The organism is Haloactinopolyspora alba (genome assembly GCF_003014555.1).
Classification (GTDB): Bacteria; Actinomycetota; Actinomycetes; order Jiangellales; family Jiangellaceae; genus Haloactinopolyspora; species Haloactinopolyspora alba.
In genome coordinates this window covers 1-22,486 of the sequence record NZ_PYGE01000016.1, presented here as the reverse complement: position 1 = coordinate 22,486, position 22,486 = coordinate 1, and the positions used below count along the sequence as shown (strand labels likewise).

At 65.3% G+C, this 22,486-nt stretch carries 14 protein-coding genes and 1 pseudogene; 6 read left to right on the top strand and 9 right to left on the bottom strand.

The window, feature by feature from the left end; translation table 11 throughout:
- Window positions 1–24: 24 nt before the first annotated feature.
- The 8 genes from CLV30_RS18895 to CLV30_RS18860 form a co-directional block, all read right to left on the bottom strand.
- The gene (locus CLV30_RS18895; protein ID WP_106538795.1) at window positions 25–978 is read right to left on the bottom strand and encodes a transketolase family protein; all 954 of its coding nucleotides are present in this window, start codon (window positions 976–978) and stop codon (window positions 25–27) included.
- Window positions 975–1,871 (bottom strand): transketolase, encoded by an 897-nt coding sequence (locus tag CLV30_RS18890; RefSeq protein ID WP_106538794.1) that lies wholly within the window; start codon window positions 1,869–1,871, stop codon window positions 975–977. Before CLV30_RS18890 ends, CLV30_RS18895 begins: the two co-directional genes overlap by 4 nt.
- Entirely contained in the window at window positions 1,868–2,860 is a 993-nt protein-coding gene (locus CLV30_RS18885) for a sugar phosphate isomerase/epimerase family protein (protein ID WP_106538876.1), read from the bottom strand. Before CLV30_RS18885 ends, CLV30_RS18890 begins: the two co-directional genes overlap by 4 nt.
- An 80-nt stretch (window positions 2,861–2,940) precedes the next feature.
- Window positions 2,941–3,948, bottom strand: coding sequence for a D-ribose ABC transporter substrate-binding protein (locus tag CLV30_RS18880; RefSeq protein ID WP_106538875.1), 1,008 nt, complete (start codon window positions 3,946–3,948; stop codon window positions 2,941–2,943).
- A 38-nt stretch (window positions 3,949–3,986) separates the two neighbouring features.
- The gene (locus CLV30_RS18875) at window positions 3,987–5,117 is read right to left on the bottom strand and encodes an ABC transporter permease (protein WP_106538793.1); all 1,131 of its coding nucleotides are present in this window, start codon (window positions 5,115–5,117) and stop codon (window positions 3,987–3,989) included.
- Window positions 5,114–6,679: a sugar ABC transporter ATP-binding protein gene (locus CLV30_RS18870; protein ID WP_106538792.1), complete on the bottom strand. Its 1,566-nt coding sequence runs from the start codon at window positions 6,677–6,679 to the stop codon at window positions 5,114–5,116. Before CLV30_RS18870 ends, CLV30_RS18875 begins: the two co-directional genes overlap by 4 nt.
- Entirely contained in the window at window positions 6,676–7,329 is a 654-nt protein-coding gene (locus tag CLV30_RS18865; protein ID WP_165358637.1) for a DUF2291 family protein, read from the bottom strand. Before CLV30_RS18865 ends, CLV30_RS18870 begins: the two co-directional genes overlap by 4 nt.
- 50 nt (window positions 7,330–7,379) lie before the next feature.
- Complete coding sequence (locus CLV30_RS18860) at window positions 7,380–8,846, bottom strand: FGGY family carbohydrate kinase (RefSeq protein WP_165358636.1); 1,467 nt, start codon at window positions 8,844–8,846, stop codon at window positions 7,380–7,382.
- A gap of 235 nt (window positions 8,847–9,081) precedes the next feature.
- Between CLV30_RS18860 and CLV30_RS18855 the strand changes: the two genes are divergently transcribed.
- From CLV30_RS18855 to metH, 6 genes and pseudogenes are all read left to right on the top strand, one after another.
- Complete coding sequence (locus tag CLV30_RS18855) at window positions 9,082–10,686, top strand: nucleoside hydrolase-like domain-containing protein (RefSeq protein ID WP_205740877.1); 1,605 nt, start codon at window positions 9,082–9,084, stop codon at window positions 10,684–10,686.
- A 42-nt stretch (window positions 10,687–10,728) separates the two neighbouring features.
- A complete protein-coding gene (locus CLV30_RS18850; RefSeq protein ID WP_129711024.1) occupies window positions 10,729–12,390 on the top strand; it encodes a DUF1593 domain-containing protein in 1,662 nt (553 codons plus the stop codon).
- A gap of 135 nt (window positions 12,391–12,525) precedes the next feature.
- Window positions 12,526–14,241, top strand: coding sequence for a DUF1593 domain-containing protein (locus CLV30_RS18845; RefSeq protein ID WP_106538788.1), 1,716 nt, complete (start codon window positions 12,526–12,528; stop codon window positions 14,239–14,241).
- 239 nt (window positions 14,242–14,480) lie between these two features.
- Window positions 14,481–14,951 carry a hypothetical protein gene (locus tag CLV30_RS27940; RefSeq protein WP_420842000.1) on the top strand — a complete coding sequence of 157 codons (471 nt, stop codon included), beginning with the start codon at window positions 14,481–14,483 and terminating at the stop codon, window positions 14,949–14,951.
- A gap of 188 nt (window positions 14,952–15,139) precedes the next feature.
- A pseudogene (locus CLV30_RS27935) lies at window positions 15,140–15,244 on the top strand (acylphosphatase); the annotation flags it as partial.
- A gap of 287 nt (window positions 15,245–15,531) precedes the next feature.
- Window positions 15,532–19,197 carry a methionine synthase gene (gene metH / locus CLV30_RS18835; protein WP_106538786.1) on the top strand — a complete coding sequence of 1,222 codons (3,666 nt, stop codon included), beginning with the start codon at window positions 15,532–15,534 and terminating at the stop codon, window positions 19,195–19,197.
- A gap of 887 nt (window positions 19,198–20,084) precedes the next feature.
- On the opposite strand, the gene CLV30_RS18830 is transcribed toward metH, so the two are convergent.
- Window positions 20,085–21,110 (bottom strand): LacI family DNA-binding transcriptional regulator, encoded by a 1,026-nt coding sequence (locus CLV30_RS18830; protein WP_106538785.1) that lies wholly within the window; start codon window positions 21,108–21,110, stop codon window positions 20,085–20,087.
- Between the last annotated feature and the right edge of the window lie 1,376 nt (window positions 21,111–22,486).

Sequence of the window (22,486 nt, the reverse complement as noted above, 5' to 3'; positions counted from 1 at the left end):
ATTTCTATCAGTGCTGAATGGATTCTACTCGGTGGCGACGAGCTCCCGACATGCGCGCAGCGCCTCGGTGGCGTTGACCCCGTAGTGGTCCAGCAACCACGACGCCGAGCCTGTGGGCGCGAATTCATCGGGGACGCCGAGGATGCGCACGGGTGCCGGATGACGGCGGACGACGGTCTCGGCGACCACCCCGCCCAGGCCTCCGACGACGCTGGCTTCCTCGAGCGTGACGATTCCGGCGGTTTCCCGGGCTGCACGGACGATGGCGTCGTTGTCGAAGGGCTTGATCGTCGGGACGGCAAGGACGCGAACGTCGATACCTTCGGCGCCGGCGAGCTCGGCGGCCTCCAGAGCGCGGGAGACGACCGTCCCGGTGGCGGCAATCGTCACGTCCCTGCCGTCGCGGAGGGTCACGGCATGTCCCGGGACGAACCGGTAGTCCTCGGGCATGACATCCGGAACCGGCATCCGGCTCACGCGCACGAACACCGGCCCGGGGTGCTCGGCAGCCCATCGGATGACTTCGGCCGTCTCCCGCCGGTCAGCCGGGACGATCACCGTCAGCCCGGGGATCGCTCTCAGCCACGCGAGGTCTTCGATCGAGTGGTGCGTCGGCCCGAGCTCCCCGTACGCCATGCCGGGACTCTGGCCGATGAGTTTGATGTTGGATTCGGAGTATGCCGCGTCGACTTTGATCTGTTCCAGCGCTCGCGCGGTGAGGAAGCACGCCGCGGCGGAGACGAACGGGATCTTCCCACCGTTCGCGAGCCCGGCGCCGACGCCGACCATGTCCTGCTCGGCGATGCCGACGTTGATCACGCGGTCGGAGAACTCGGTCTGGAAAGCGTTGAGTTTGCTCGATCCCACCGAGTCGTTCACGACGGCGACGATGTCGCGATCGTTTCTGGCGAGGTCCGTGAGTGTGGCCGCCCACGTTTCGCGGCAATCGTGCAGCTGTCGTTCGAGTGCTGTTGTCACTGGTTCCCCAGCTCGTCTAGTGCGATCCGGACATGTTCGGCGGTAGGTACTTTGTGGTGCCACGACACCTGGTCGCGCATGTAGCTCACCGGGTAGCCCTTGTCGGTATGCGCGATCACGAACGTGGGCCGCCCGGACAGGGCGGGCACGCCGGCGAACGTGTCGATCAGTGCGCCGTGATCGTGGCCGTCGACCTCATGGACGTCCCATCCGAAGGCCCGGAGCTTGTCCGCCAACGGCTCGAGGTCGTTCGTCTGTGCGACGTCGGCGCCCTGCTGGAGACGGTTCCGGTCGACGACGGCGACCAAGCGGTCGAGTCTCTGGTTCCCGGCCGTCATGAAGGCCTCCCAGTTCGAGCCCTCCTGTAGTTCGCCGTCGCCGAGGATCACGAAGGTGCGCCGCTCCGACCTGTCGAGCTTGGCCGCGACGGCCGTCCCCACCGCGATGGGCAAGCCGTGTCCGAGTGGACCGGTGGACGCCTCGACCGCGTCGATCTTCGTGCGAGCGGGATGACCGTTGAGCCGGGACAGCGGTTGCACGAACGTCTTCAGCTCGTCGCGACCGATGTAGCCTCGTGCGGCCAACACGGTGTACAAGGCGGCCGCCGCGTGTCCCTTGGACAGGATCAGTCGGTCACGCTCCGGGGCGTCGAGCAGCTCCGGCGAGACGTTCATGACGTGCATGTACAGGGTGACCAGGAGATCGATCACCGAGAACTCGCCGCCGATGTGACCCTGCCCGGCGTCGTGCACCACCTGGATGTCACGCCGCCGCACCGTTCGGGCGGCCTCGGCCAGATGTGCCAGCACGGCTTCACGGCCGGCGTCGGCGCCGATCCGGCCGAACAACGGAAAGGCCTCGTCCGTGCCGGCCTTCGTCTGGACTCCCGTCATCGGTCACCTGCCATCGACTGGAGCAGCGCGTCCTGCACGAGCCGTTGTGCGGCCATCGCGTCCTGGCGCGCCTGTGCCTCCCGCAGCGCCGGCACGTCCAGGAGATCCAGTGCGCGGTGGATGGCTTTGAGGAAACGGATCGAGGTACGCGCCGCGTCCACGCTGTCCTCCCGGAACGGGAACTGGTCCAACTGCCACACCCCGTCCCAGCCGTTGGCACGAAGGGTGTGGAAGAACTCGAAGATCTCCGTCATGTGGACCGTGCCGACCACCAGGTCGTCGTCCCAGCCGCGCAGGTTGTCGTTGACGTCCATCCCGTAGAGCAGGTCGTGGTCGATCAGCAACTGGGCCGCATCGGCCGGTGACTCCCCGCCGTAGAGCGAGTGCCCGAAGTCCAGCAACACGCCGACGTTGTCCAGCCCGGTCTGCTGGATCCCGAGGATGGTGCGGGCGGCGGAGTCCCAGAGCATCTTGACCCGCGGTTCGCGTGGCTTGTACTCGATGGCGAATCTCAGGTCGGGATGGGCGCCGGCCAGCTCGACCATGCCGTCCACAGCGAGTTTCCAGACCTCGTGGTGATTCACCTGGAACGGATAGTCCCAACCGTCCTGACCGGGCCAGATCTTCACGTAGTCCGCGCCGAGATCGCGCACGACACCAGCTGCCTCGTGCATCAGGTCCAGCGCGGCGCCGCGCGCCGCGGGGTCCGGGTTGGTGAACGCCCCTCGCGACCAACGCCTCAGGTAGATCTCCGGCGTGATTCCGATGGCCGAGAGGCCTGCCTCGGCCAACGCGTCCTTGACCTCGTCCTGTCCGACTCCGGGAGTGAACGGAAAGTTGAGGTCCACGACCGACAGCTCACCGACGGAGCCGGCAAGTGCGATCGCGTCGAGTGTCGTGCGCGGAGGTCCGTAGCCGTCCACAGCGTATCGATCCACGTAGCTGGCGAAATGCCAGAGGCCGGCACCGAACCGCGGTTCTTGCATCATCATTCAGGCCCTTCTGATTCATTCAGTCCGAGGCAGACGTCGGCGGCGACTGCTGGGAGCCGTCAGCCGCAGCGGTGACGTCACTCCGACATGGCGAAGTTCGTGTACCGATCGGCGTTCTCGGCCGTGATGAGGACGCAGTCGATGGACTGCTTCTCCTCTGCGCCGGTCTCCCCCGTCCGGACGTATCGATCGGCCTGCTCGACGGCCATCTCGGCGATCCGGACGGCGGGCTGTAGACCGGTGGCGAGCATCTTCCCCTGCTTGATGGCCTGCACGGCGTCAGGACTGCCGTCGAAACCCGCGATGACGACCTCGCCGGTCAGTCCGGCCGCGTCGACCGCGGCCACGGCGCCGAGGGCCATGGTGTCGTTGCCGGCGATGATGCCTTGGATGTCGCGATCTTTCTGCAGCAGTGTCTCGACCTTGGTGAATGCTTCCTGCTGGTCCCAGTTCGCCGTCTCGCGTGCGGCCTGGACGAGATCGGGATACTGGTCGAGCACGGCATGGAAGGCGTCGGAACGGACCTGCGCATTCGTGTCGGTCTCGCGACCGACGAGCTCGATGTACTTGCCCTTCCCTTCGAGTGCCTCGACGAACGCCTCGGCCACCAGCCCGGCACCCTGGGAGTTGTTGGCGACGATCTGGGATTTGGCGATACCCGTCTGATTGATCTCGCGGTCGATGAGGAAGACCGGGACGCCGGCGTCCTCGGCCTTCTGCACGGCGCCGATGGTGACGTCGGCGCCGGCGTTGTCGAGGATGATCGCCTTCGCGCCGTTGGAGATCGCCGAGTCGATCAGTTGGCTCTGCCGGTTCGGGTCGTCGTCATGGGAGTTGGCTTGGGCCTCGTATCCGAGCTCTTCGGCTTTGGCCACGGCAGCGTCGGCTTCAGCTTTGAAGAACGGGTTCGCGTGGGACGGTGTGATGACGGAGATCAGGCCGCCGGCTTCGCCGGATGCGGTCTGCGACTCGTCCGTGTCCGGACTCTCCGCCGCTGTCGTGCTGGTTCCGTTCGAACAACCGACGAGGACCATCGCAGTCAGGGCCGCTACCAGTCCCGCGCCGTTGCGGAGCGTACGTCGCATCATGCCTCACTTCTTTCGGATGAAGGGTCTCGGACATCTCAGGTGGACCGGGTGCCGGAAGAGCTCGGTGCCGGTTCCTGCTGGTTGCTTTGCGCCGCGGCCGCAGCCGCACGGGCTTCTTTCAACTTCTCCTGGCCCCGGTCGAGCATGACCGCCAAGACGATCACGAGGCCCTTGATGACCATCTGCCAGAAACTCGAAACGCCGACCATGACCAGCCCGTCGGAGAGGAACCCGATGACGAAGGCACCGATGAGCGCGCCCTTGACGGTGCCGCGTCCGCCCGCCAGCGAGGCACCGCCGATCACGACGGCCGCGATGGCGTTCAGTTCGAAGGTCTGACCGGTTTGTGGCGCCGCGGAGGTGAGTTCCGACGCGATGATGAGCCCGGCCATCGCGGCACACAGACCGGAGATCATGTACGCACGCATTCTGACCTTGTTGACCGGCACACCGGCGAGGTCCGCGGCGCGATCGTTTCCTCCGGTCGCGTACACCCAGCGGCCGAACCGGGTGCGTGTCATCAGGAGCCCGATGACGATCGCGAACACCCCCATGATCCAGATCGCGGTCGGGATGCCGAGCGGTCGTCCGGTGCCGAGGAACGAGAAACCGGTGTTGCCGAGCTCCGGGTCTCCCTGCAGCCGCGGGAAAGTGGCGCCGTCCGAGATGAGCAGGGCCGCTCCTCTGGCGACGTACATCATGCCGAGTGTCGCGATAAAGGGCGCGACGTTGAATCTGGTGACGAGCAATCCGTTGAGCGCACCCACCGCCGCACCCACCGCCAGCGACACGATGACCACGACCCACACGGCTGGGTACGCCGTGACATCGAACAACGAGATTCCCCAGCCTTGGAGCATCGTCCCGGCTACGACGCCGGACAGGCCCACCGTGGAGCCGACAGACAGGTCGATGCCGGCTGTGGTGATCACCAAGAGCATGCCCAGGGCGAGTATCGCGTTGTAGGCGACGTGCCGGGTCATGGTGACGAGGTTGGAGGGATCCAAGAAGTTGTCCGACAGCAGGCCGAAGATGATGACCAGCACGATGAGCGCGACGAACGCCCGCTGATCGATCAGGAACTCTCCGACACCGCGTTTGCGCTTCGGGATCTGCGGCGACCGACCTTGACCCGTCTCGACCGGGTCCTTGGCTGTCGTCGTCATGCTGGGTCGCCTCCGTTCGTGGTCAGGCCTTCCAGCGCCTCACCGGAGGCAGCCATGAGTTCCTCTCTTGTCGTCGTTCTCGGGTCGAACTCTCCAACCACCAGGCCGCGCGACATCACGATGATCCGGTCGGCGGCGTGCAGGACCTCCTCGACCTCGGACGTCGCGAACAGCACGCCGCGTCCGTCCTTCGCCTGGTCTGCCATCAGGGCGAAGATGTCGGCCTTGGCGCCCACGTCGATCCCCCTGGTGGGCTCATCGAGCACGACCACCCGGGGTGAGGTCAGCAGCACCTTTCCGACGACGACCTTCTGCTGATTGCCACCGGAGAGCGAGCCGATCTCGGCGTGCGCTCCGGCGGCCTTGACCCGTACGTCCGACATCGCCGACTGCACGGCCGTGGCCTCCGTTCGCCGGTCCAGGAACACGCCCTTGAGGAATCTGCTGAGTGCCGCGAGCGACAGGTTGCGGCCGACTGACAGCGCCGGCACCAGGCCGTCGCGGTGCCGGTCCTCCGGCACCAGCGCGACACCGGCCCTGATGCGCTCGCTGATGCGCTTTCCGACGAGTGACGCCCCGTCGAGCCGGATGTCGCCGGCCGCGACGGCGTTGCGCCCCGCGACAGCCTCGAGCAGCTCGGTCCGGCCTGCCCCCATCAGGCCGTAGAGCCCGACCACCTCGTTCTCGTGCACTGTCAGCGAGACGTCGCGCACGGCCAGCCGGCCGGCGTTCTCGGGGTCGGCGACAACAACGTCGCGGATCTCGAGCAGTGGCACGCCAGGATCGAACGCCAGCGGAGCGTAGAGCTCACCCTCGTCACGCCCGACCATCTGCTGAACGATCCACGACAGATCCACGTCGGCCATGGACGCGGCCGCCACCACCGAGCCGTCGCGCAGGACGACAGCGTCGTCGGCGATCTCGAGGCATTCGTCGAGGTGGTGTGAGATGTAGATGATCGCGACCCCTTGGGCGGTCAGCTCGCGTATCACTCGGAACAGCACTTCGACTTCGGAGCCGGAGAGGGCCGACGTGGGCTCGTCCATGATCAACACCCGCGTCTGCTCGCTGAGCGCCCGCGCGATCTCCACGAGCTGCTGCTGACCGAGCCGAAGGTCCTCGACGAGCCGCCCCGGATCGATGGGCTCCTCCAGGCGCTCGAACAGACGATGAGCCAACTCGCTCTGTTCCGAGTAGTCGACGAACCCCCCGCCCCTGCCACGCTCACGCCCAAGGAAGATGTTGTCCGCGACGGAGAGGTTGGGGCAGAGGTTGAGTTCCTGGTGGATGATCGCCACACCCTGGCTGAGGGCGTCGGCCGGCGAGTCGAAGGATGCCGGACGGCCATACAGCTCGAGCTGCCCCGCTGTCGGCTGCTCCACACCGGCCAGGATCTTCATCAGCGTCGACTTACCGGCACCGTTCTCGCCGAGCAACGCGACGACCCGCCCGGCTCGGACTTCGAAGTCCACGCCCCGCAACGCGTGCGTGCCGCCGTAGATCTTCGTGACCCCGAGCGCACGCACGACCACGTCCGAGGACACCTCCGGCGCGGCGCTCACGACGCGACCTCGATCGACACCGGCACGATCGTCACGTGGTCGATCTCGCCCCCGGTGTCCGACGCCCACGTGAACGCGCCGGTGACCACGACCTCCTGACCGACCAGCGACTCGATGTCGATCGGTTCGAACACGTGCGCCACGACCTGCTTGTTCAACTCGATGGCGACGTTCTGGTACTCGGTCTGGTTCTCGAACTGACCGAAGGTCGCCTCCGTGCCCGCGTCACGTATTGCCGTCGACGATCCGAGCGGCGGCACCGCGACGCCGACTGACAGGCCGTCGGGAATCCCGGAGACGTCGAGCCCGATCTCCCCGAACTCACCCTCGACGAAGGTGCCGCTCGCCCGTGTCGCGTACGAATAGGGCTTGTTCTCCCCCTCACGGCTACCGAACTCCTCGCCGGCCGCCTCCGGATCGGCGACGATCGCGGTCAGCAACTCGTCGACGGGTGTCGCCGACTCCTCGATCGTCGGCACGACCTCGGAGAGGTAGTTCTGCTCGGCGTACTCGACGGCCGTCTCGGCAGCCGCGTCCCGCTCGTCCGTGGACACGAAAGTCGTGTCCGTCACCATCAGCGCCGCGAGCACGACCGTGCACGCACCGAGTATCAACCCACGGCGGCGCCACCAGGTCACGCGTTGCGTCACTCGTGCTTCGGATCCCACGATCTCCGGTCCCATTCCGTTCGCTGCCTCGCTCATCGGCCGGTGTCCAATCCGCGTGAGCGGCGTATCGCATCGCGCCAGCGAGCGCGGGCCACCGCGCGGCGGTCGACATCGATCTGCGGCTCGTACACCCTGGCGACGGCCCCGCCAGGACCCGCCCCGCGCTCACCCCGCTCCACGTTCAATGCCAGTTCGACCACGCCCAACGCCGACAGTTCGGCCGCCGCCGAAACCGCCACCGGGCGGCCGAGGAGGTCCGCTTGTGCCTGCATCAGCACGTCGCTACGACTTCCGCCGCCGTCGGCGCGCAACTCGACCAGAGGTGCGTTCTCGTCGTCGATGACGTCGACGACGTCGCACACCTGATGGGCGACCGCATCGATGGCGGCGCGCGCGACCTGTGCCGGTTCAGTGTCCCCGGCCAAGCCGACGAGCAGTCCCTGAGCATCCCGATCCCAGTGCGGCGCGGCCAGCCCGGCGAACGCCGGCACCATGATCAGCCCACCCGCATCGCTCACGGTCGCGGCGAGCGCGGCCAGGGCCGGGCCGTCCGCCACTCCGAGCAGGCGCGCCGTGCTGGCGAGCGCGGCACCGGTCGCCAGTATGTTGCCCTCCAACGCGAATGCCGGGTCGTCGATCTGCCACGCCAGCGTCGTCGACAGGAGCCCGGAGAACCCATGACGGCGGACGGCGGGCGCCATCACCGATGACCCGGTGCCGTAGGTCGCTTTCGCTGCGCCTTCGGTGCGGCATCCCTGGGCGTACAGCGCGGCATGGGAATCGCCGAGCACTGCAAGCACTGGCAGATCCGCCGGGATCGACCCGGCGCCGGCTGTTCGGCCGAAACCGCCGGCGGAGGTACGCACCTCGGGCAACACCTCTGCGGGGATCCCGAAGGTGTCCAGCAGTTCCGGGCTCCAGGCCGTCTTGTCGACGTCGAGCAGCAGGGTGCGCGAGGCACATCCAGCCTCGGTCGCGAACGTATCGCCGCCGGTCAGTCGGTGGACCAAGAAGGCGTCGACGGTGCCGAGGCAGAGATCATCGCTCGCGGCGCCGGCGCTGCGGAGAGAGTCGACGAGCCAGCGCATCTTCGGAGCGGAGAACATCGGATCGAGCCGCAGCCCGGTGCGGGCCCGGATCATCGCGTCCGCGCCTTCCGCGGCAAGTTCGGCGCAGAACTCGGCCATGCGTCCGTCCTGCCAACCGATCACCGGCGCCAGGGCGCGCCCGTCCGACCTTCTCCAGGCGACTACCGATTCGCGCTGCACCGAGATCGTGACGCCGGCCAGCACCACGTTCGGAACCGCGTTCATGCATTGCTCGACCGCGTCCAGTACGCCGGCCCAGATGACCTCGGCGTCCTGCTCGAACCACGCCGGAGCGGGCATGTCGAGCGGCACCGCACTCGAACCTCGGGCCAGCACGCGCAGGTCCTCCGCCACGAGCAGCACTTTCGTGTTCGTCGTGCCTTGGTCGATCGCCAGGAACGCTAGCGGCATGCGACTGTCCTTGAATAGATTTTCATGCCTGAAACAATCTGCAGCATTCTGTTCACGTCGGCGCCACGGTGTCAAGGGTCGTTTGCCTGCCGGCCAGAGTCTTGACACTCGACGGGAACGCACATGTAGCTTGAGCCGACATCTCATGCAGGCTTGAAATTTTATTCAACCCCTTGCTCGCCACACGCCGCACCACCCCGTCGTCGGTCACACAGCGTCTATCGAGGAGGGCAAATTGAGCGACAGCACTGCAGGCAGGTACCTGGCCGCCCTCAGGGACGGCCGTCTACGCCGGCTCGTCCTCATCGGCGCAGTGGCAAGCCTCGTCGTCCCATTGGAACTCGGCGGCACCGGTGTCGCCCGGTCGACACCCGGCGAGCCGACCATCGCCGCGGCACCGGACGCCGCCAGTCCGAAGCCTCGGACGATCATCACGCAGGACGGCGAGGTGGACGACATGGACTCGTTCATCCGCTTCCTGTACTACGCGAACGAGTTCGATATCGAAGGCATCGTCCATTCCAGCTCGATCTTCCACTGGCGTGGCGCCGACCCGGACGCGCCCGCTGGTCCAACCGCGTGCGGCGGCTGGGCTGGGCGAGGACCGTGCACCGAGCCGTGGCGCTGGACCGGGACCGAGTGGGTCGACGAATACATCGACCGGTACGAGGAGATCTACCCGAACCTGATCAAGCATGCCGATGGCTATCCGACGCCGGACTACCTGCGGAGCATCTACCGGATCGGTAACGTCGACTGGAGCGGAGCCATGTCGAAGGACACCGCCGGGTCCGACCTCATCAAGTCGGTGCTCCTCGACGACGAACCCGGGCCGGTCTACGTCCAGGCCTGGGGTGGCCTGAACACGCTGGCGCGCGCGCTGAAGTCAATCGAGCTGGACTACTCCGGCACGTCGAAGTGGCACGCCATCCAGCAGAAGATCAGCGACAAGTTGGTCATCTACAACATCCTGACCCAGGACGACACGCTCGCCGCGTACATCAGGCCGAACTGGCCCGACGTCAAGATCATCGACAACCAGAGTCAGTTCTGGAGCTTCGCCTACAACTGGGACCGCACCGTGCCGGAGCCGTACCAGTACACGTTGAAGGCCGACTACATGGTGTCGAACTTCCTTGAGGGCCACGGGAGCCTGCTCGAGCGGTACCGCACCTACGGTGACGAGAAGCCGGTGCCCGGCGAGGACCGCGACATCCGATGGACGCCGGAATCGATCGCACCCGGCGGCCAGTACGAGCGCTACGACAAGTACGACTTCATCTCTGAAGGCGACTCCCCCGCGTTCATGCACCTGCTCGACGGCAATGGCCTACGGGCGCGGGAGAACCCCACGTGGGGCGGCTGGGGCGGCAGGTTCGCCGAAGTCGGCTACGGCTGGCTGGACACCTCGGACTACAACCCGTTCACCGGCCAGAACGACCGGAGTTTTCCACAGACCCGCTGGGTCGAGGCCATCCAGAACGACTTCGCCGCCCGTGCCGACTGGGGCGTGAGCGGCTACGACGACGCCAACCACAACCCCCGCGCCCGGGTGCCGCAGGGCCTCGACCGCACCCGCCGCCCCGGCCACCCGGTCGTGCTGACGCCGCGTGTCACCGACCCCGACGGCGACGCCGTCACCGTCGACTGGTGGCAGTACCAAGAGGCCGGAACCTACCCCGGCGATGTCGACCTGACGACGAACCCCGGCGGCGTCACCCGCTTCCGCGTGCCGGACGACGCCCAGCCCGGCCAGACCATCCACCTGATCCTCGAAGCCACCGACGACGGCACGCCAGCCCTCACTCACTACCAGCGCGTCGTCGTCACCGTCCGCTGACCCAACACCGCACCCAGACGCTCGATCACTGGAGGTACGGCCGTGAAACACAGCATCCATTCCCCACGATCGGGACGCCTGGCCGTCGCGGCGGCAGCGGCACTTGGCGTCATGCTCTCAGCTGCGCCGCCGGCCAGCTCGGCTGCGCCGCCGGCCAGCTCGACCATCCCGGCCGCCTCAATTCCTCCGATCGTCGACCGGGAGACCATGCCTCGCACCATCATCACCACCGACGGTGAGCTGGACGACATGAACTCGTTCACGCGCTTCCTCTACTACACCAACGAGATCGACGTCGCCGGAATCGTGTACTCATCTTCTGTCCACCACTGGAAAGGTGATGGCGTCCACACGCTGAGCGAGGCCCGAGACGCAGGGATCGTCACCAGCTTCAGAGGGGAGACGGCCGGCACGCCGGAGCACTCGAGCGACGCGATGACCTGGCGTTGGAACCCCGATCCGTGGATCGAGGAGAAGATCGCCCAGTACGGGGAGATCCTGGGCAACCTACGCCAGCACGATCCGAACTACCCGTCGGCCGAAGACCTGCTGTCCAAGGTCGCGGTCGGGAACGTCGCCTTCGAGAACGACTTCAGTGCCGACACACCCGGCTCGGACCTCATCAAGGAGGTCCTGCTCGACGACGATGAGCGCGACGTCTGGCTGCAGGCCTGGGGCGGGCAGAACACGATCGCGCGCGCTCTGAAGTCGATCGAGGAGGAGTACGCGGACTCACCCGACTGGGAATCCGTCCGCAGCCGCGTCATCGACAAAGCCGTCATCGCCACGATCGGCAATCAGGACAACGCCTACGCCGACTACATCGGCCAGGCATGGCCCGAGATCAGGGTCTACAACTGGGGTTTCACCTTCACCGCCTGGGGCGGGGCCAAGGAGAACGCAGCTATTCCGAGCGAAATCAAGAGCTACTACAAATACCCGTTCTTCACCAATCACATCAAGTTCGATCACGGCCCGCTCCTCGAGGACTTTCATCTCATCGGCGACGGTCAGTACCTCAACGGCGAGTCAGACGCCCCAGGATGGCAACCGGGGCTTGCCGGTGTCGTGTACGACCTCGAGACGTGGCGGATGTGGGACTTCCTCGGGCCGTTCGAGCAGTACGACATGGTGTCCGAAGGCGACACGCCGGCGTTCCTCCCACTGATCAACAACGGACTGCGCTTCCTGGATGACCCGACGCTCGGGAGCTGGGGCGGGCGGTTCGCCTCTAACACTTCGAACCCCACACAGTTCAGGCCCCAGGGAGATCTCAACCCCGTCACTGACGACCGCGAGCCAAGGTATTCCCTGTACCGATGGGTCCCGGACGCTCAGGACGACTTCGCAGCGCGAGCGGATTGGGGAGTCAGTTCCTTCAGCAACGCGAACCACGCCCCTGTCATCACGCTCAGCGACGAGAACCTCACGGCGACGCCCGGCGCGACGGTCAAGGTGCACTCTCAAGTGCGAGACCCCGACCGCGACAACGTCACCCGCGAGTGGTCGTTTTACGAAGAGGCGAGCACTGTCACATCCGACATATCCATCCGGCTCGCGGGCCGCGGGACTGCACAAAATGCATTCATCACAGTGCCCGCCGATGCGCAGCCAGGTGAACGAATCGTGCTGAACCTCACTGCTACCGACGACGGCGTTCACACCCTCTCCGAGTACGGGCAGGTGGTGATCGAGGTCAAGTAGTGACCGCGAAAGTGCGCGCAGAAGATGTCGGCGCCTACCTTGCGCCGCGGTTCTGCCGCCCACAGAGGGAGTAGCTCGCGGGACCGCCCGCATGGCTCCATCCAGGCCCTCCAGAGAAGAAAGGACAAGGACGACATGGGAGTACAAGGACCACGGTGCCAGACAGTCCGAAAACAAAAACGATCTAGGCTTCTACAACTCGCCATTGCCGGCGCCGGAGCGGCTCTGATCGCTCCACTGGCCTTCACCAGCGCCGCACCCGCGGCACCGAATATCGCGACATCTGACAATGCGCAGGGCGCGGTCAACGAGTCCGGGCACCGGAACTATAAACCGCGCGCGATCGTGACTACTGACCCTGAACTGGACGATCTCAACTCTTTGATTCGTATGCTGCTGTACAGCAATGAGATTCGAATCGAGGGGCTCGTCTACGCCTCAGGCCAGCATCACTACACGGGTGATCCTGAAGCCGGCATTGCGCCGTACCGGTGGAAGGCCGGTCAGTCGCACATCGAGGACGCGCTCGACGCGTACGCCCTCGTAGAGGACAACCTGCGCGTGCACGACAAGGACTATCCCACGGTCGAGGATCTGCGCTCCAAGTACCGCGTCGGCAACATCGAGGTGGTCCACGACATTTCCGAATCGACGCCCGGCTCCCAGCTCATCGCGGACGTGCTGCTGGACGACAAGCCCGGGCCGGTGTACCTGCAGGCCTGGGGTGGCCTGAGCACGATCGCTCGCGGACTCAAAGACATCGAGGAGCGCTACAAGGACACTCCTGAGTGGGACGCCATCTACGAGAAGGTGTCCAACAAGGCGATCATCACGAGCTGGGGCACGCAAGACAACACGTACGCCGACTACATCGCGCCGAACTGGCCGCAGGTCGAGAACCGGCGGGTCAGTACGGGTATCTGGGGCTACGGCACCCGCAACTCCATCCTGCCAGAAGATCGCTACCTCGTCGACGCCGAATGGACTCAAGAGAACGTATCTGAGGTCGGGCCGCTAGGGGACCTCTACCGGGTGTGGGGCGATGGCAAGTTCATGGGGATAAATGCCGGTCCTGAGTGGGAGGGAAATCCGGTCTACGAACGCTGCTTCCCGCCCGATGATTGCTACATGGGTCCGTTCCACGATTACACGGACTTCTTCGGCTTCGACACTTCGCTTCCAGAGAACAGCCGCGAGAACCTGATCGCGCGCGGCTACACCCGGCTTTGGACCGACTTGCAAGAACCGGGCGCGTTCATCTCCGAAGGGGACTCGCCGAACTTCGCACTGCTGATCGACAACGGCCTCCGCAGTTACGAAAGCGCCACGTACGGCGGCTGGGGCGGTCGGCAAGTTCAAAGTGCTACCACCCCCTACCTCTACACGCCGCCGTCTGATGAAGCCGGCGATGTCGACCCGGAAACGGGCACCAGGCCAAACGGGTACCACGCCTCACGCTGGTGGAACGACATCCAGATGGACTTCGCCGCGCGCTTGCAGTGGTCGGTGACGCCCAACCACAGCGACGCCAACCATGAGCCCACTGCCCGAGTCCCCCAAGGCATGCTGAACATCGACGTCCGGCCTGGGCAACGCGTCAATCTCGTCGGCATCGCGCGCGACTCCGATGGAGACGACGTCACGTCGAACTGGTGGCAATACCCTGAGGCAGGGACCTATCCCGGCACGGTCGACGTCATTCAGAAGGATCAGGGCCGCAGCCCAGTTGCTCACTTCGTCGTGCCCGAAGACGCCCAGCTGGGGCAGACGATCCATCTCATATTCGAGGTGAAAGATGACGGCACACCACAGATGACCAGCTACCAACGAGTTATCGCAACAGTCAGGTAACTCACCCAAGGTCACGGGCTGCCGTAGCCGCACACACGGCAGTCGAGACATGGCCCTATGGCGCTTGGCATCCCGCCCCAACACGGGCGTGGCCGATGTCTTGTAAGTCCAACTGGATGTTTGGTGTCGTCGCAGGTGACAGGTCAGGAGGGTGCGCAGGAGATCGAGGCACGACCGAATGTTCTCAAGCACCCTCCTGACGCGCGACACGACGAACCCGGGCTGGTGTTCCTGCAAGCGTGGAGAGGCGCGATCACCATCGCTCGCGCGCTCAAGTCGATCCAGGACCTTCTGGGGATACGGCTCCCGCGACGTGGTCCTGCCCGAGGACGCCTTCTACCACACCGCCGAGTGGACCTAGGCCGACGTCTCCGACGTCGGACCTCCACAGCACCCCAGCAGGCGCCGCACGGCTGAGGATCCCGGCCGACACCCGACCCGGCCAGACCATCCACGTCATCCTCGAAGCCACGGACAACGGCTCGCCGGCGCTGTCCGGCCGCGCTTGCAGCCGGACACGCGCGAGCTTGCGCCTCACTGCTCGATCGCGTCGCTACGCTCATCAGCGAGGGCGACGAACGTGCAGGCATCGCAGCCGCCCCGACACCCCGGCCGCAACGTCACGCAGTGGACCGAACAGCTCGACGACGTCCCGCACCGCTTGCGAACGGGCCGCCGACTGTCCACTCATGGCACCACATTGTCCTTGATGTGCACGCGCGAGTCGCCTGGCCAGCCGTGGTGGACGGCGAGGCGCACGACATCAGAGCAGCGTCGGCACGAGCGGCATCACGAGCGGCGGAGACGTGTCTGGGTGTATTGCTACTGTCGCCTCGGAGTCGTCGCCGTGGCCCGACGCACATCGATCCTCGCTGACGTGCACTTTTAGGGTCCAAGCCGCCGTGAGGCGCGGCGGTCAGGGGTGACGGGCTCCACACGAAATCTGCCAGACGGTAGTGTGGAGGCTGATGTATTCGGTCCACACGAACACGTGGACGCGCTGACCGCCCGGACCCTGGGCTGTCGGCGCCGGGCCGGGTCGACGATGTGGACGTCACCCGGATGCCTGAGGGCAGATCGACACCGTCGTCGTTCACCACTGGCTTTGCCGCGCCGGTGTCACCATCTGGAACTGGTGTCACCATTCGGGACTGTTGTCCGTAACGTGGACGTTCCACGGATGTACCAACCCGGCTGCCACAAGCGGCCGTGAGAGGAGCTTGCGTCGTGACCCCACAGATTCGACCCGATGCCACTGAAACCCTTTCCGCGATTCTGCAGGAAAGAATCATGGTGCTGGATGGGGCCATGGGCACAGCGATCCAGCTGGACCGTCCCGACGAAGCCGGATACCGTGGCGAACGGTTTGCCGATTGGCCCTCCGACGTCGCCGGCAACAACGACCTTCTGAGCCTGACACAGCCTGACTTCATCGCCGGCATTCACCGTGCCTACCTCGAGGCCGGCGCCGACATCATCGAGACCAACACCTTCAACTCGACCACGCTCTCCCAGGGCGATTACGGCATGGAGGAGCTGGCCTACGAGCTGAACGTCGCGTCAGCCACGTTGGCACGAAACGTCGCCGACGAGTTGAGTACCCCGGACAAGCCTCGGTTCGTCGCCGGGACGCTCGGGCCGACATCCAAAACGGCCAGCATCAGTCCGGACGTGAACGACCCCGGCGCCCGCAACGTCACGTTCGACCAACTCGTCACGGCCTACCATCAGCAGGCGACGGGCCTGGTCGAGGGCGGCGCGGACATCATCATCGTCGAGACGATTTTCGACACCCTCAACGCCAAGGCGGCGATCTTCGCCTTGGAGACGTTGTTCGAGGAGTACGAGCGTCGCTGGCCGGTGATCATCTCCGGAACCATCACCGACGCGTCCGGACGGACGCTTTCCGGCCAGGTCACCGAGGCTTTCTGGAACTCGATCCGGCACATCAACCCGTTGGCGGTCGGTCTCAACTGCGCGCTCGGCGCGAAGGAGATGCGCCCCTACGTCGCCGAACTCTCGCGCATCGCCGACACCTTCGTGTCGTGCTATCCCAACGCCGGCCTTCCGAACGCGTTCGGTGAGTACGACGAGGGCCCCACCGAAACCGCGGGGTACGTCGAGGAGTTCGCGTCCGCCGGGTTCGTCAATCTGGTCGGCGGATGCTGCGGGACGACCCCGGATCACATCCGCGAGATCGCCGGCTCCGTGCAGGACAAGCCACGGCGCGAGGTGCCCACGGTCGCACCGGCGATGCGGTTGTCCGGCCTCGAGCCGTTCACCATCGACGACAGCAGCCTGTTCGTGAACGTGGGCGAGCGCACCAACATCACCGGCTCGGCGCGGTTCCGCAACCTCATCAAGTCCGACGACTACGACACCGCGCTCTCCGTGGCCGCACAGCAGGTCGAGAACGGTGCGCAGGTCATCGACGTCAACATGGACGAGGGCATGATCGACGGCATCGCCGCGATGGACCGCTTCACCCGGCTGATCGCCGGTGAGCCGGACATCAGCCGGGTGCCGGTCATGGTCGACTCTTCCAAGTGGGACGTCGTGGAGACCGGCCTGAAGAACATTCAGGGCAAGCCGATCGTCAACTCCATCTCGATGAAGGAGGGCGAGGAGCCCTTCCGCCGCAACGCCAACCTGTGCAAGAAGTACGGCGCGGCCGTGGTGGTGATGGCGTTCGACGAGGACGGCCAGGCCGACAACTACCAGCGCCGCATCGAGGTCTGCGAGCGGGCGTACCGCATCCTGGTCGACGAGGTCGGCTTCCCGCCCGACGACATCGTCTTCGACCCCAACGTGTTCGCGGTCGCCACCGGTATCGAAGAGCACGCCAACTACGGCGTCGACTTCATCGAAGCCGTGCGCTGGATCAAACAGAACCTGCCCGGAGCCAAGATCTCCGGCGGTATCTCGAACGTGTCGTTCTCGTTCCGCGGGAACAACCCGGTTCGCGAGGCGATCCACGCCGTCTTCCTCTACCACGCTGTGCACGCCGGCCTGGACATGGGCATCGTGAACGCCGGTGCGCTCGTCCCGTACTCCGAGGTCGACGAGGAACTCCGGGAGCGCATCGAGGACGTCATCCTCAACCGGCGATCCGATTCGACCGAGCGTCTCCTTGAGATCGCCGGCAAGTACAACAAGGACGCCGAGGACGCCGGCCCGGAGACCCAGGAGTGGCGGAATCTCCCGGTTGACGAGCGGATCTCGCACGCGCTCGTGAAGGGCATCGACACCTACGTCGAGGACGACACCGAGGAACTGCGCCAGGAGATCCTCGCGCGCGGTGGCCGGCACATCGAGGTCATCGAGGGTCCGTTGATGGACGGCATGAACGTCGTCGGCGACCTGTTCGGGGCCGGGAAGATGTTCCTGCCCCAGGTGGTCAAGAGCGCCCGCGTCATGAAGAAGTCGGTCGCCTACCTCATCCCGTACATCGAGCAGGAGAAGGAAGACAGTCCGGAGGCCTCGGACGGCAAGGACACCAACGGCACGGTCGTGATGGCGACGGTCAAGGGCGACGTGCACGACATCGGCAAGAACATCGTCGGCGTCGTGCTGCAGTGCAACAACTTCGAGGTCATCGACCTCGGCGTGATGGTGCCTGCCCAGGACATTCTCGACAAGGCCAAGGAAGTCGACGCCGACATCATCGGGCTGTCCGGGCTGATCACTCCGAGCCTCGACGAGATGGTCGGTTTCGCCAGCGAGATGCAACGGCTGGAGCTCGACATCCCGCTGCTCATCGGCGGGGCGACCACGAGCCGGGCGCACACGGCGGTGAAGGTCGATCCGAAGTACGACGGCCCGGTGGTGTGGGTGAAGGACGCCTCCAGGTCGGTGCCGGTCGCCTCGACGTTGCTGAGCGAACAGCGCGACGACCTGCTGGGCGAGGTCAAGACCGACTACGACTCGCTGCGTGCCCGCCACGCCGAACGGCAGGAACGGCCGAAGCTCACCTTCGCCCAGGCGAAGGAGAACGCGACGCCGATCGACTGGAACGGCTACCAGCCCCCGCAGCCGTCCCAGCTCGGTGTGCACCTGCTCGACGACTACGACCTCAGCGAGCTCCGCGAGTACATCGACTGGCAGCCGTTCTTCAACTCCTGGGAGATGAAGGGCAAGTTCCCCGACATCCTGAACAACCCGGCCACCGGAGAAACCGCGCGCAAGCTGTACGACGACGCGCAGGTGATGCTCGACAAGATGATCTCCGAGAAGTGGGTGACAGCCAGGGGAATCTACGGGCTGTTCCCGGCCAACACCGCCGAGAACGGCGAGGACGTCGTGGTGTGGAACGACGACGGACGCGCGGAGAAGCGCCTCCTCCTGCACCAGCTGCGGCAGCAGGGCCAGCACCGTGACGGTATCCCCAACCGTTCGCTGGCTGATTTCGTCGCTCCGGCCGAGACGGGCCTCGCCGACCATGTCGGCGCGTTCGCCGTCACCGCCGGGATCGGCCTTCCGGAGAAGGTGACGGAGTTCAAGGAAGCCATCGACGACTACTCGGCGATCTTGTTGGAGTCGCTGGCCGACCGCCTCGCGGAGGCGTTCGCCGAGCGGCTGCACCAGCGGGTCCGGCACGAGTTCTGGGGGTACGCCGCCGACGAGGAACTCACCAACGAGGACCTCATCGCCGAGAAGTACAAGGGGATCCGCCCGGCTCCCGGTTACCCGGCATGCCCGGAGCACACCGAGAAGCGCACCATCTGGGACCTGCTCGACGTGAAGGCCGCGACGGGCATCGAGCTCACCGACTCGATGGCGATGTGGCCGGGGGCTTCGGTGTCCGGCCTGTACTTCAGCCACCCCGAGTCCCGCTACTTCGTGCTGGGGCGGATCGGCCAGGACCAGGTCGCCGACTACGCCCAGCGCAAGGGGTGGACCATGACCGAGGCCGAACGGTGGCTCGCACCCAACCTCGGTTACGACCCGGAGGACTGATCGCGACAGTCGATCGATCTGCGCCCAGCTCGCCGGGCTGGGCGCAGATCGAAGTCGCGATCATGAGACGTCCGCGGCCTCGGCTCGGGAGGTAGACGGGGACCGGAGCGTCGACGGACCACGACCTCACCGCCGCTGACACGCGCATCGACGAGCGCCCGCGTCGTCCAGACCCCGACCAGCCGCCATCGCTCCGGCGTCGAGGTCCTTCCACCATGCGTCGCGGCGATCGGGAACTGACGGCACGTCCTTCGCCCACGACAGCGTGATCCACGTCGGCCGCAACCACCGGCTCGCAGCGCTCGGCATTCCTGCATGACCGGGCACACCCCGAGCCACCTCCACGTAAGTTGGTCGCAACTAACGCACAGAGGTGACTTTAGATCTTGAGAAAGACTCCCTTGAATGGAGGATCAGGGGAGACCAACCGCCACACATCTCCGTCGCCGAATTTGAACCAACGTTCGTTGAACATCGATGAATCTGCATACCTTTGCTCGACAGAAACCTCGGCAATCTCTTCCCTTTGCAGCTTTTCGTTCAACTGACGCTCGAACTGTCGAAATTCGATGAGCGACCGAAACTCCTCGATTTCCTCCCACGGACAATTGCACGACTGTTTGGAACGTTCCACGACGAACCACCCAAGATGGACCTACTTTTCGTACAAATACCTGACCGCAGCCCCAACCAGACCCCCTGTGGACCTGCGACACCTTCGTAGAAGGTTACTTCTGACAGACTCTCATCTGCACCCAGTTGACAGCTGTATTCTCCCAAGCCGGGTGCAACGCACTGTCAATGATCGACTCTACTGGCTCCGAGGGCTTTGCTCCGGACCACAAAGAGTCAACAGTGCAGCTCCCGCGTCGGCCAACCCGGCCGGGTCACGAAGCCGTCGCCGCCGGGAGAGTGCTGCGCCTGACGACGAGTTCAGGTTGAAAGACGACCCGCTGATGCTTCGTGGTCGCTCCACGCGACATGTCCTGGTGTAGCAGGTCGAGAGCGGTTCGCCCGAGAAGTTCCGATTGGCGCCGGACCGATGTCAGCGGGATGACAGCGTCCGCGGCGAACTCGATGTCGTCGTAACCGACGATGGCGATGTCCTCGGGCACACGGATACTCGGCTCCTCCAACAAGGCGTGCAGTATGCCGATAGCGAGGAGGTCGTTGACAGCGAAGATCCCATCAGGCCGGTCCGCTTTCGGACGGCGGCGGATCTCCTCGCCGATACAGCGGCCGACGGTGATGGTCCGATCAGTAGTCTCGGCAACGTCCAGCTTCGCGTCCCGCACGTGAGCAAGGGCCCGCCGGGCGCCGTCCAGCCGGTCCGCGACCGTCTCGATGTCGAACGGGCCGCCGACGACCGCGATCCGCCGTCGGCCGATCTTCTGCAGGTGCTCGACGGCGAGTTGGCCGCCGGCCACGTCGTCGATGGACACGGACGAGCACGTGCTGGTGTCCACTCGTTTGCCGACGACGACGGTGGGGATTCCTCGGTCCGCGAGTTTGACGATGCGCTGGTCGTGCGAACCCACAGCCGAGAGCAGAATGCCTCGGACCCGTTGAGATTCGAACAGATCGAGGTAGGACGTCTCTCGTTCGACGGATCCGGTGCTGTTGGCAGTGAGGACCGAATATCCCGCTTCGGTTGCCCGTTCTTCGATTCCCTTGGCGAAATCGGAGAAGGAGGGCGTACCGACCTCAAGCGCCAAGTGGGCGATTGTCGTGCTCTCGCCGACACGCAACTGTCGTGCCGCGCCGTTGCCCACGTACCCGAGCTCACGCACGGCGGCCCGAATGCGTGCGGACGTCTCGGGCGCCACCTTGTCAGGGCGGTTCAGGAAGTTCGAAACGGTGCCTGAAGACACCCCAGCGCGCGCCGCTACGTCACGAAGACCGACATCGGACAACTACGTATCCTTCCGCGCTCCGCCGGACCACATCGCGGGGGCGTACCCCCAGGTCACGACACTTCTGGCGTCGCACCTGATCGCGGCATGGAGGATTACGAGGGCGATACCCCCACGAACTGCCGCGTTGTCACGACGCGTGATCAACATCTTAAAACGTAAAGATACACCATACCGCCAGGTCATAAGCGAACAAGACGGTGGGGGCCGAGCCCATGCCTGGCACTTTGGCTTCAAACGTTACAAACACTGGCCCAGGTGCCCACGGCCCGCCGTGCCGACGTCCGGGGCCGGCGTGGGTGCGCGTGGTCGGAGCTATCGCGTGCGGTGGTCCAGTCGAACGACTGGACCTGGCCGGGGTCTGTGGTAGCGGCGGTGTAGCCGTGTTCGGTCAGCGGCAGTTTCCCTCCGGCACGCACGGGAACACCGCGATACCGGCCGCGGCAGCGGAACACCTCCTCTGACCCGATCTGTCGATAGATAGACTTACCTGTAGACGTTTGGTTCCACAAGCCATGGCCCAGCGGTAACCCTCTTTCGACACTGACCACCTACCGTCAGAACCACCTCACGAGGGCCAACTGAACGTCGCTTGAGGGCGCCAGCCGCACGCGAGATGTCCGGCACGTCGAGCACGGCCCGACGTGCCGGTGCGATCGGCTCGAACCGTCGGGCCGCGAAACCCCGCCCGTAGCTGCATGGTCACCAGGCGTTCCGGAGCAACCGGAACAGCACAGCATCTGGAACCCGACACCGCGGGCCGGACGTTTCCTTTAACCGGAAAATTCTGTTGCCGATCAGCGCCGGCCGTGCTGTTGACATCGAACGCTGTGTGCTGCGGAGTCAGTCGTGGTGCGAGAATCAGAATGACAGTGTGACTGGAGTGACGAGCATCCACTTTTGAGCACGACCAGACGAGGCGCAACTACGGACCGCCAGCAGAATGCGATCGGCAAACTCGGTCCAATGTTCGCGTGTCCAGCCTGTGATCGGGGAAATTATATCCGCACTTATCCCTGTCGGCCCATTCATACGCTCACCTCAAAGTCGACCGATGTCACGACTGTCTGCGGTACACGGCCCACATGACATATCGTGCACCGCTGGTCGATGGCCGGTACCGGCCATGGTGTTGACATGGGCGTGGGGTTGCCCATGAGATTGAAACGGATCAACACTGTCGGTGGTGTCTGGGTGTTTCGTGGGCACGCGCCCGGGTCGCATGAGTGGGCGGTTGGTCTGGGTGCCGAACCTGCAATCGTGATTGGAGCTGGATGATGACGGCGGAGGATCGTGGGAGTGGGTGGCCTGTTGTGGTGCGGCGGTTGTCGGCTGTGGTGGTGGCGGGTGCGGTGGTGCTGTTGGGGCAGTCACCG

Excerpts from the sequence above, each read along its gene's own strand:
- CLV30_RS18890 (WP_106538794.1), bottom strand. The coding sequence starts at position 1,871 with ATGACGGGAGTCCAGACGAAGGCCGGCACGGACGAGGCCTTTCCGTTG.
- CLV30_RS18845 (WP_106538788.1), top strand. The coding sequence starts at position 12,526 with ATGGGAGTACAAGGACCACGGTGCCAGACAGTCCGAAAACAAAAACGA.
- CLV30_RS18885 (WP_106538876.1), bottom strand. The coding sequence starts at position 2,860 with ATGATGCAAGAACCGCGGTTCGGTGCCGGCCTCTGGCATTTCGCCAGC.
- CLV30_RS18880 (WP_106538875.1), bottom strand. The coding sequence starts at position 3,948 with ATGCGACGTACGCTCCGCAACGGCGCGGGACTGGTAGCGGCCCTGACT.
- CLV30_RS18860 (WP_165358636.1), bottom strand. The coding sequence starts at position 8,846 with ATGCCGCTAGCGTTCCTGGCGATCGACCAAGGCACGACGAACACGAAA.
- metH (WP_106538786.1), top strand. The coding sequence starts at position 15,532 with ATGGTGCTGGATGGGGCCATGGGCACAGCGATCCAGCTGGACCGTCCC.
- CLV30_RS18875 (WP_106538793.1), bottom strand. The coding sequence starts at position 5,117 with ATGACGACGACAGCCAAGGACCCGGTCGAGACGGGTCAAGGTCGGTCG.